Below are 365 nucleotides of genomic sequence, written 5' to 3'. Positions count from 1 at the left end.
GCGCCGGCCGCCGCCCCTGCCGGCGCCGCCCCGGCCCCGTCGGCCCGCGCGCTGCTCAAGCAGCTGCAACAGGCGTTCCCGGCCTTCCGCGACTGCCTGCCGCTGGCGATCGGCATCGACAAGCAGTTGCTGGCGCAGATGCCCGACCTGAACCGCAAGGCCATGCGCGCCGCGCTCGGCATCCATACCGGCTCGATGCGCTACCTGCGCGCCATGGAAAAGGCCAAGGTCCGCTACAACCTCGACGGCAGCCCGGGCGCCGAAGTCACCGATACCCATCGCCAGCACGCCAAGGAACAGCTGCAGGAGCGCTTCAAGAAAGAAGCCGAGCGCAAGAAGGCCGAGCGCGAGGCCGCCGCGGCCGA

1 protein-coding gene is annotated in these 365 nt (G+C 71.2%); it reads left to right on the top strand.

Features of this window, described 5'->3' with window-relative positions:
• On the top strand, window positions 1-365 hold a 365-nt coding region (locus B2R83_RS14020), incomplete at both ends, for a ProQ/FINO family protein (protein ID WP_292042344.1).

The organism is Massilia sp. UBA6681 (genome assembly GCF_002454935.1).
GTDB lineage: Bacteria > Pseudomonadota > Gammaproteobacteria > Burkholderiales > Burkholderiaceae_D > Telluria > Telluria varians.
This window is presented reverse-complemented; position numbering and strand designations above follow the sequence as displayed.